Source organism: Sedimentimonas flavescens (genome assembly GCF_025154035.1).
In the GTDB taxonomy this organism is placed as follows: Bacteria; Pseudomonadota; Alphaproteobacteria; order Rhodobacterales; family Rhodobacteraceae; genus Rhodobacter; species Rhodobacter flavescens.
Genome location: NZ_JAOALJ010000004.1, coordinates 329,874 through 338,539 on the forward strand (window position 1 = coordinate 329,874; position 8,666 = coordinate 338,539).

The following is an 8,666-nucleotide window of genomic DNA, read 5'->3' on the forward strand; positions in this document are numbered from 1 at the left end:
GGGTTTCAGTTGGGTGACGGGCCTGAGGTCCGCGCTTGGGAAGAACCGCGATGACGCGTGCAGGCACAGAGCAGGTGAGGACGGGCAGCCCCTTGGGCGCCCGCCCCTGCATGGTCTCGGACGCACTCGCCTCAAACAAAAACCACGTTGAACGCGTCTTGCCCGCAAGGACAAGGCGCCGATCAGCGTGCGGAAACAGGATTAATGGCAAAGAAGATGCTTATCGATGCCACACATGCGGAAGAAACCCGCGTGGTGGTGGTGGACGGCAACAAGGTCGAGGAGTTCGACTTTGAAACCATCAACAAACGGCAGCTGGCCGGGAACATTTATCTGGCAAAAGTAACGCGGGTGGAGCCTTCGCTCCAGGCCGCTTTTGTCGATTATGGCGGGAACCGCCACGGCTTCCTCGCCTTCGCGGAAATTCACCCCGATTACTACCAGATCCCGGTGGCCGACCGTCAGGCATTGCTTGAGGAAGAGCGGCTTGCCGCGGAGGCCGAAGAGGCCGAGGAGCGTAGCCGCAGTCCGCGCCGTTCGCGCCGTCCGCGCAGCGGTGCGGCGAAAGCCGAGAAGGCAGCTGAAACCGATGCGGTCGTGCGCTCGGAAGATATTCCGGGCATGGCCGTGGTCGATCTGGAGGGCGATGCAGCCCCCGAAGGCGCTGTCGAGGAACCGGTGATCGAAGCGGTCGAGGCCGATGTCGCCGAGGCGCAAGAGCCGATCGTGGCAGATGACGCAGTGGAGCCTGTTACCGAGCCTGAGGCCGTCGAGCCGCAGGAAGCCGCCGACGAGGCGGACGACGCCTCTGACGAGGAGGTGCACGATCACGACCATCACGTCCATCCGACCGACGATGAGATCGAATCCGTCGCCGAAGAGGATGTGCAGGAAGAGATCCGCGCCCCGCGCAAGCCGCGTGCGCGCCGCTACAAGATCCAGGAAGTTATCAAGGTGCGCCAGATCATGCTGGTGCAGGTGGTCAAGGAAGAGCGTGGCAACAAGGGCGCGGCCCTGACCACCTACCTCAGCCTTGCCGGCCGCTACTGCGTGCTGATGCCCAACACCGCGCGCGGTGGTGGCATCTCGCGCAAGATCACCAATGCCGCTGACCGCAAGAAGCTCAAGGAAATCGCGGGCGAGATGGAGGTGCCGCAGGGTGCCGGGCTGATCATCCGCACCGCGGGCGCGCAGCGCACCAAGACCGAGATCCGCCGCGACTATGAATACCTTATGCGTCTGTGGGAGCAGATCCGGGATCTGACCATGAAGTCGGTCGCGCCCGCGCCGATCTATGAGGAAGGCGACCTGATCAAGCGCTCGATCCGCGATCTCTACTCGAAAGAGATCGATGAGGTGCTGGTCGAGGGCGAGCGCGGCTATCGCGTGGCCAAGGACTTCATGAAGATGATCATGCCGTCCCACGCCAAGAACGTGAAGCATTACAACGAACAGCTGACCCTGTTCGCGCGCTACCAAGTCGAAAGCTACCTCAGCTCGATGTTCAACCCGGTCGTGCAGCTCAAGTCGGGCGGCTATATCGTGATCGGCGTGACCGAGGCGCTGGTGGCGATTGACGTCAACTCGGGCCGCGCCACGAAAGAGGGCTCGATCGAGGAGACCGCGCTCAAGACCAACCTGGAGGCCGCCGACGAGGTAGCGCGCCAGCTGCGTCTGCGCGACCTTGCCGGTCTGATCGTCATCGACTTCATCGACATGGAAGAGCGCAAGAATAACGCGGCCGTCGAGAAGCGCCTGAAAGAGCGCCTCAAGACCGATCGCGCGCGCATTCAGGTGGGCCGCATCTCGGGCTTTGGCCTGCTGGAGATGAGCCGTCAGCGCCTGCGCCCGGGGATGCTGGAATCGACCACGCAGCCCTGTCCGCATTGCCATGGCACGGGCCTCATCCGTTCGGATGACAGCCTTGCGCTTCAGGTTCTGCGCGCCATCGAGGAAGAAGGCACCCGCAAGCGCTCGCGCGAAGTCCTGGTGCGCTGCCCCGTGGCCGTTGCCAACTACCTGATGAACGCCAAGCGCGAGCATATCGCCGGGATCGAGGCGCGCTACGGCATGGCCGTGCGGATCGAGGCCGATCCGTCGCTGGTCAGCCCCGATTTCTCGATCGAGAAGTTCAAGACTGCGACCCGTATCGTTCCCGAGCTGCAAAGCCCGGTGGTCTCGGCCTCGGCTGAACTGATGGCCGAGATCGACGAGGCAGATCTGGTCGAGGAGGTCGAAGAGGAAGAGGCCGAGGTTGCATCGGAGCAGCCCGAAGCCAACACCGAAGAGCAGCCGCGGAAGAAAAAGCGCCGCCGTCGTCGCAAAAAGAGGAACGGCAACGGCGCAAGCGCGGAGGCAGGCGAGGAATCGGACGTCGGTGAAGAAGGCGACGAGGACGACGCATCGGACGACGACAGCGATGCCGAGGACGTTGCGCGCGCCGCCGCTGCGGCGGAGTTGGAGGACGTGAAGCCGCCGGCTGTCGATCCGGTGGTCGAGGCCCCCGTTGCAGAAACCGCGACCGTCGCAGATGCTGAGCCCAAGAAGCGCGCTTCGCGTTCGCGTAAGAAGGTCGAGGATGGCGAGGCGCCTGCCAAGACCAGCCGCTCGCGCAGCAAGGCGACCACGCCAGATGGCGAGGCCGCTCCGAAGAAGCCTACGCGCTCACGCAAGAAAGCCGTGGCCCCGGTCGAGGCCGGTACGCCTGAGGAGCCCGCGGCGGCGCAAGAGGCACCGGTAGAGCAGCCGCCGGAGGCCCCGGTCGCTCCGCCTGCCGAAGCTCCTGTTGAGGCGCCTGTCGAGTTGCCCGAAGCGCCGCAGGAGGCCCCGGCCGAGGCGCCGGTGGAACTGCCGGAGGCCCCGATGGCTGAGCTTGAAGCCGCCTCGGCGGAGCCGGTTGCCGAAGACGGTCCGCCCAAGCCCAAGCGCCGTGGCTGGTGGTCAGCGGGTAGCTAAGAAAGAAATGGATCGCCGGGCCTCAGCGCCCGGCGACTTCCGTCTTGGAGGGTCACTTGCGGATGCGATAGCGCTTGATGCGTCCCAGATCCTCTGCCTCGAGCAGGGTATGCCCCGCTTGTGCGCAGAAATGCGGAACATCGATCCAGCTCGCACCATCGGTCGCCTCGAGCACGACACAGGCGCCCGCAGGCAGGGCTTCAAGCACCTTGCGCAGGCGCAATACCGGAAGCGGGCACAGAAGGCCCTTGGCGTCGATGTGGGTCTCGGTCTCCATGCTTTCGCGCTAGCCTGCCCGCGATCATTTGTCCACGCGCTTGTGACCGGCGGGCAGGTGACGCGTGGCGACGTCGGTGCTATGGGGGGGCATGTTCGGAATTGATCTCATCGACGCTGCTTTTCTGCCCGCCGCGCTGGTCGCGCTGGTGGCGGGATTGCTTTCATTTCTCAGCCCCTGCGTTCTGCCCATCGTGCCGCCATATCTGGCCTATATGGGTGGGGTCAGCATGGGCGATCTGCGCGAGGGAAAGCGCTCAGCAGCGGTGCCAGCGCTTTTCTTCGTGCTGGGGCTTTCGACAGTGTTCCTGTTCATGGGATTCGCCGCCTCAGCCTTCGGACGGTTCTTTCTGCAGAATCAGGAACTGTTTGGCCGTATTTCAGGCGTCGTGATCATTGCACTCGGATTTCACTTCCTGGGCCTCTACCGCATTCCGCTGCTGGACCGAGAGGCACGCATCGACGCCGGGGATCATGGTGGGTCTAGTCTCGGCGCCTATGTTCTGGGCCTTGCCTTCGCCTTCGGCTGGACGCCTTGTATCGGGCCGCAGCTAGGTGCGATCCTGTCAATCGCCGCCTCAAGCGGCGACCTGGCGCGCGGAACCGGGCTGCTTGCGGTATATGCGCTCGGCCTTGGCATTCCCTTCTTGCTGGCTGCTCTCTTTATCCAGCGGGCCATGGGCGTCATGAATCGCATCAAACGCCACATGGGGCTGATCGAAAAAACGATGGGCGGCTTGCTGGTCGTCGTGGGACTTCTGCTTCTGACCAACGCCTTCTCTGCCATTAGTTTCTGGCTGCTGGAGACCTTCCCGGCGCTGGCAAGCCTGGGCTGAGCGGGCAAGAGGGGGCGCTGCCCCCTCGCGCTTTGCGCTCACCCCCGGGATATTTCATCCACATTGAAGGGGACTGCGCTTTCTCCTTGTCTAAATACCTCGGGGGAGAGGCCGCAGGCCGAGGGGGCAGCGCCCCCTATTCCGCCCAATCCGGTTTGCGCTTTTCGATGAAGGCCTGCAGCCCCTCGGCCGTATCGCGCCAGAGCATGTTTTCCACCATCACATCGGCTGCGTGGTCATAGGCGGCGGCGAGCTCGAGAGTGATCTGATCGTAGAACGCCCGTTTGCCGATCTTGACGGCCGCCGAGAGCTTGCCCGCGACAGTTTCCGCAAGGCGCGAGGTTTCCGCGTCGAGCGCGTCATGCGGGACGATGCGGTTGATCAGACCAACCTCGCGCGCTCGGGCGGCATCGATGAACTCGCCGGTGGTCAGCATCTCGAAGGCCACTTTGCGCGGCACATTGCGCGAAAGCGCGACCATCGGGGTTGAGCAGAAGAGGCCGATATTCACCCCGTTCACCCCAAAGCGCGTGCCTTCGGCCGCAACGGCCATGTCGCACGAAGCGACAAGTTGGCAGCCCGCTGCGGTGGCGATACCGTGAACCTCGGCGATCACAGGTTGGGGCAGGGCAGGGATCATCTGCATCACTTCGGCGCAGCGCGCGAAGAGATCGGCGAAATAGGCGCGGCCTTTGTCTTCCGCCTGCCGCCCGGCTTGCATCTCCTTGAGGTCATGGCCGGCGCAGAAGGCCTTCCCGGCACCTTTCAGCACCACCACGCGAATCGTCTGATCAGCCGCGAGTTCGGTGAAACGCGCTTTCAGCGCGGCCAGCATCGCGTCAGACAGCGCGTTCAGGCTGCCCGGAGCATTCATCGTCAGATGCGCGATGACGCCACGTCGTTCGAGTTCGACAAGATCCGTCATTGAAAACCTCCCTGTTGGGCGGAAGTCTAGGGGCAGGGAGTGCGGGGAGGGAAGATGCAACTGAAAATGGACGCTACGTCACTTGAGGCCTTCATCGCGCGGGAGTTTCCGCAGGTCGCGCAGGATTTCTCGGTCGATGAGGTGGGGGAGGAGCTTGTCGTGCGCATGCATGTGCACGAGCGTCACCTGCGCCCGGGTGGCACTGTTTCGGGGCCGAACATGTTCGCGCTGGCCGATGTGGGGATTTACCTTGCGATCCTCAGCCGCCTTGGCCCGGTTGCGCTGGCGGTGACGACGGGGGCGAGCGTCGACTTCATGCGCAAGCCCGAGGCGGGGCGGGATCTGGTGGCGAAGGTGCGCTTGCTCAAGCTGGGGCGTGTTCTGGCGGTGGGGGATGTGCTGATTTATTCGGATGGGCAGACCGAGCCCGTCGCGCGCGCCTCGATGACCTATTCCATCCCTCCACAGGCGGGGCAGGGGCCGGAATCGACCACCAGGCGGAGATAGATGATTGGGGTATTTTGATACCTATTTTTTAAGCCTTTGAAATGATGTATTAAATTTGACATTTACGCGCTTGCTTTTCGTGCGCGAATGCACGAAAAGCCCACATCCGAATTCCACAACCCGTTCAAGGGCGATCTGAAATGAAAACCTATACCGCGAAACCGGCGGAGATCGAAAAGAAGTGGATCCTGATCGACGCTGAGGGCGTCGTTCTGGGCCGCCTCGCCACGATCGTTGCCATGCGCCTGCGTGGCAAGCACAAGCCGACCTTCACCCCCCACATGGACATGGGTGACAACGTCATCATCATCAACGCCGACAAGGTGCAGATGACTGGCAACAAGCGCGAAGACAAGCGCTACTACTGGCACACCGGCCACCCGGGCGGCATCAAGCACCGCACCGCGCGCCAGGTTCTCGAAGGCGCCCACCCGGAGCGCGTCGTGATCAAGGCCGTCGAGCGCATGATCTCGCGCAACCGTCTTGGCCGTCAGCAGATGTCGAACCTGCGCGTCTATGCCGGTACCGAGCATCCGCATGAAGCCCAACAGCCCGAAGTTCTCGACGTCAAAGTCCTGAACAAGAAGAACACCCGGAGCTAATCATGTCCGATATCAAATCCCTCGACGATCTGAAGTCGGCCGTTTCGGGCACCGCCACCGCGGCTGTTGCCGAAGCCGGTCCGCGTGAGCCCGTCCGTGACGAGCTGGGCCGTTCCTACGCCACCGGCAAGCGCAAAGACGCTGTCGCCCGCGTTTGGGTCAAGCCCGGTTCGGGCAAGGTCATCGTGAACGGCAAAGAGATGAACGTCTACTTCGCCCGTCCGGTGCTCCAGCTGATCGTGAACCAGCCGTTCCAGGTTGCCGGTGTCGAAGGCGAATTCGACGTCTATGCGACCGTTGCTGGCGGTGGTCTCTCGGGCCAGGCCGGTGCGGTGAAGCACGGCATCTCGAAAGCGCTCCAGCTGTTCGAACCCTCGCTGCGTGCGCCGCTGAAGGCCGCTGGCTTCCTGACCCGCGACTCGCGCGTTGTGGAACGTAAGAAATACGGTAAGGCCAAGGCCCGCCGGTCGTTCCAGTTCTCGAAGCGCTGATCTTCGCGAATACGATTTTGGAGAACGCGGTCCTTCGGGGCCGCGTTTTTCTTTTGGAGACGTTGGGGGCGCGAGGCGAAGCGAACCGTTTCCATCCGGGCCATGTTAGGCTAAGGACTGGAAAACAACATAAAGGACCGAACATGTCCGTCTCCATGCTTTCCACCTTCGTCAAGCCGATGCACCGCGAGGGCCGCAAGTTCGTCGCGATTGCTGCCGGCATCACGCTGGTGCTGTTTCTGATCTGCGAATTCCTCGGCTGGATCGGTGTCGGCCTGACCGTCTGGGTCTATTACTTCTTCCGCGATCCGGTGCGGGTGACGCCCACGCGCGAGGGGTTGATGATCTCCCCGGCGGACGGGGTCGTCTCGCTTCTGGAGCCGGCGGTGCCGCCGGCGGAACTGGGGCTGGGCGATCAGCCGATGACGCGGATCTCGGTCTTCATGTCGGTGTTCAACTGCCATGTGAACCGCCTGCCGATGGCGGGGCGGATCACCAAGGTCGCCTACCGGCCCGGCAAGTTCCTCAATGCCTCGCTCGACAAGGCAAGCTCGGACAATGAGCGCAACGGCCTCGCGGTGCAGATCGCGGACGGGCGCAGCTACGGCGTGGTGCAGATCGCGGGCCTCGTGGCGCGGCGCATCCTGTGCGAGGTCAATGAGGGTCAAGAGATGCTGACCGGCGAGCGGTTCGGCCTGATCCGCTTTGGCTCGCGCCTCGATATCTATCTACCCGATGGGGTCGAGCCCCAGGTCTGCATCGGTCAGACCATGGTCGCAGGCGAAACCGTTCTGGCCGATCTGCAATCGAGCGAGGCCGCGCGCAGCGGCGGTATTCGCTGAGGAGGTCGTGATGGAGCCGCGCGAACGCGAGCAGATGCCGTTCCTGCTGTTGTTGCCAAACCTGGTGACGATTGCGGGCATGTGCCTCGGGCTGACCTCGATCCGCTTCACGATGGTGGGCAAGTTCGAGACAGCGGTCGTACTGCTGATTCTGGCGGCGCTCATCGACGGGCTCGATGGCTTGATCGCGCGACGTCTGCGGGCCACCTCGGATTTTGGCGCGGAGCTGGACAGCCTGTCCGACTTCCTGTGCTTTGGCGTGGCGCCCGGCCTGCTGGTCTATCGCTTCGCTCTCGGCGAGGCGAATGCGCTTGGCTGGGTTTTCGTGCTGATCTTCGCCGCGGCCGGGTGCCTGCGTTTGGCGCGCTTCAACGTGACGCGTGGCGAGGCCGGGGCGGGCAAGAGCCATTTCACCGGCGTACCGGCTCCTGCCGGGGCGATGCTGGCGCTGCTGCCGGTGTTCCTGAGCCTGGCTGGAATGGTTGAGACGCGCGAGGCGCCCTTCGCTGCGGCGCTCTGGCTGGGGCTGGTCGGTTTCTTGATGATCTCGCGGGTGCCCACCTTCTCACCAAAGTCGCTGAGGGTTCCCCGCTGGGGTGTCGGCGTGCTGCTGATGGGTACAGCGATCGCCATGGGGCTGATGTTTACCCGCATCTGGTTGTTGATGGCCTTGCTGGATCTCATCTACGTGGCGATGCTTGTACCAGGGGTATGGAGAATGCGCGGACGTATCCTGCGCTGAGTGATGAAAGGGCCGGGTCGGAGACGATCCGGCCCTTGCGATTCCCGGGCACCAGACCGAGTCGCTTCGCAGCATGCAGGTGCGGGACATGCTGCGTGGCAGGATTTCTTCTCGGGCCGAGCGAATGCTGCTGCACCCAGGCTTTTCACAGCAATTTTCAGGCTATCGAAAAAAAATGACGGTTTTGCGAAAATTCCTCTTGCGGTCCCCCGTCAGTACCCGTAAAACGCCCTTCACCGACGCGGCAGACGCCGCAGCGGGACGCCGGACGGTCCGAGCCAAGCGCGACGATCCGAAAGCAACAACACTCAGGTTGAGCGGCCATCCAGCGCCCAGTATGGGATGCGATGGTTCGTTTTGGCCTGACGCTCTTTGACATTGATGGATATCTGAAGAGATATGCGGGCGGTTTGGTCGGTTTCGACGTTTAACCGTAGCATATCGGGTCACTAGGCTTTCGGGTCGATGATGTGATTGTCAGCTTCACTGT

At 63.0% G+C, this 8,666-nt stretch carries 9 protein-coding genes; 7 read left to right on the plus strand and 2 right to left on the minus strand.

Features of this window, described 5'->3' with window-relative positions:
• Positions 1–204: 204 nt before the first annotated feature.
• Positions 205–2,955 carry a ribonuclease E/G gene (locus N3C64_RS09980; protein ID WP_260014182.1) on the plus strand — a complete coding sequence of 917 codons (2,751 nt, stop codon included), beginning with the start codon at positions 205–207 and terminating at the stop codon, positions 2,953–2,955.
• Positions 2,956–3,007: 52 nt separating this feature from the next.
• Here the strand turns inward: N3C64_RS09980 and N3C64_RS09985 are convergent, their stop codons facing one another.
• Entirely contained in the window at positions 3,008–3,232 is a 225-nt protein-coding gene (locus N3C64_RS09985; RefSeq protein WP_260014185.1) for a sulfurtransferase TusA family protein, read from the minus strand.
• A gap of 91 nt (positions 3,233–3,323) precedes the next feature.
• On the opposite strand from N3C64_RS09985, the gene N3C64_RS09990 reads away from it, so the two are divergent.
• Positions 3,324–4,067, plus strand: a complete 744-nt coding sequence (locus tag N3C64_RS09990) for a cytochrome c biogenesis CcdA family protein (protein ID WP_260014187.1) — start codon at positions 3,324–3,326, stop codon at positions 4,065–4,067.
• A 136-nt stretch (positions 4,068–4,203) separates the two neighbouring features.
• Here the strand turns inward: N3C64_RS09990 and N3C64_RS09995 are convergent, their stop codons facing one another.
• Positions 4,204–4,992 (minus strand): enoyl-CoA hydratase, encoded by a 789-nt coding sequence (locus N3C64_RS09995; protein ID WP_260014189.1) that lies wholly within the window; start codon positions 4,990–4,992, stop codon positions 4,204–4,206.
• Positions 4,993–5,046: 54 nt separating this feature from the next.
• Between N3C64_RS09995 and N3C64_RS10000 the strand changes: the two genes are divergently transcribed.
• The 5 genes from N3C64_RS10000 (at position 5,047) to pssA (ending at position 8,176) form a co-directional block, all read left to right on the plus strand.
• On the plus strand, positions 5,047–5,499 hold the full coding sequence (locus tag N3C64_RS10000; protein ID WP_260014191.1) for a PaaI family thioesterase: 453 nt from the start codon (positions 5,047–5,049) through the stop codon (positions 5,497–5,499).
• A 140-nt stretch (positions 5,500–5,639) separates the two neighbouring features.
• On the plus strand, positions 5,640–6,101 hold the full coding sequence (gene rplM, locus N3C64_RS10005) for a 50S ribosomal protein L13 (protein WP_233677493.1): 462 nt from the start codon (positions 5,640–5,642) through the stop codon (positions 6,099–6,101).
• A 2-nt stretch (positions 6,102–6,103) separates the two neighbouring features.
• Positions 6,104–6,592 (plus strand): 30S ribosomal protein S9, encoded by a 489-nt coding sequence (rpsI, locus tag N3C64_RS10010; RefSeq protein ID WP_218630652.1) that lies wholly within the window; start codon positions 6,104–6,106, stop codon positions 6,590–6,592.
• A gap of 62 nt (positions 6,593–6,654) precedes the next feature.
• Positions 6,655–7,434: a phosphatidylserine decarboxylase gene (locus N3C64_RS10015; RefSeq protein ID WP_260014209.1), complete on the plus strand. Its 780-nt coding sequence runs from the start codon at positions 6,655–6,657 to the stop codon at positions 7,432–7,434.
• Between the two features lie 10 nt (positions 7,435–7,444).
• Positions 7,445–8,176 carry a CDP-diacylglycerol--serine O-phosphatidyltransferase gene (gene pssA / locus N3C64_RS10020; RefSeq protein WP_218631595.1) on the plus strand — a complete coding sequence of 244 codons (732 nt, stop codon included), beginning with the start codon at positions 7,445–7,447 and terminating at the stop codon, positions 8,174–8,176.
• Positions 8,177–8,666: the final 490 nt, after the last annotated feature.

Excerpts from the sequence above, each read along its gene's own strand:
- N3C64_RS09980 (WP_260014182.1), top strand. The coding sequence starts at position 205 with ATGGCAAAGAAGATGCTTATCGATGCCACACATGCGGAAGAAACCCGC.
- N3C64_RS09985 (WP_260014185.1), bottom strand. The coding sequence starts at position 3,232 with ATGGAGACCGAGACCCACATCGACGCCAAGGGCCTTCTGTGCCCGCTT.
- N3C64_RS09990 (WP_260014187.1), top strand. The coding sequence starts at position 3,324 with ATGTTCGGAATTGATCTCATCGACGCTGCTTTTCTGCCCGCCGCGCTG.
- N3C64_RS09995 (WP_260014189.1), bottom strand. The coding sequence starts at position 4,992 with ATGACGGATCTTGTCGAACTCGAACGACGTGGCGTCATCGCGCATCTG.
- N3C64_RS10000 (WP_260014191.1), top strand. The coding sequence starts at position 5,047 with ATGCAACTGAAAATGGACGCTACGTCACTTGAGGCCTTCATCGCGCGG.
- rplM (WP_233677493.1), top strand. The coding sequence starts at position 5,640 with ATGAAAACCTATACCGCGAAACCGGCGGAGATCGAAAAGAAGTGGATC.
- rpsI (WP_218630652.1), top strand. The coding sequence starts at position 6,104 with ATGTCCGATATCAAATCCCTCGACGATCTGAAGTCGGCCGTTTCGGGC.
- pssA (WP_218631595.1), top strand. The coding sequence starts at position 7,445 with ATGGAGCCGCGCGAACGCGAGCAGATGCCGTTCCTGCTGTTGTTGCCA.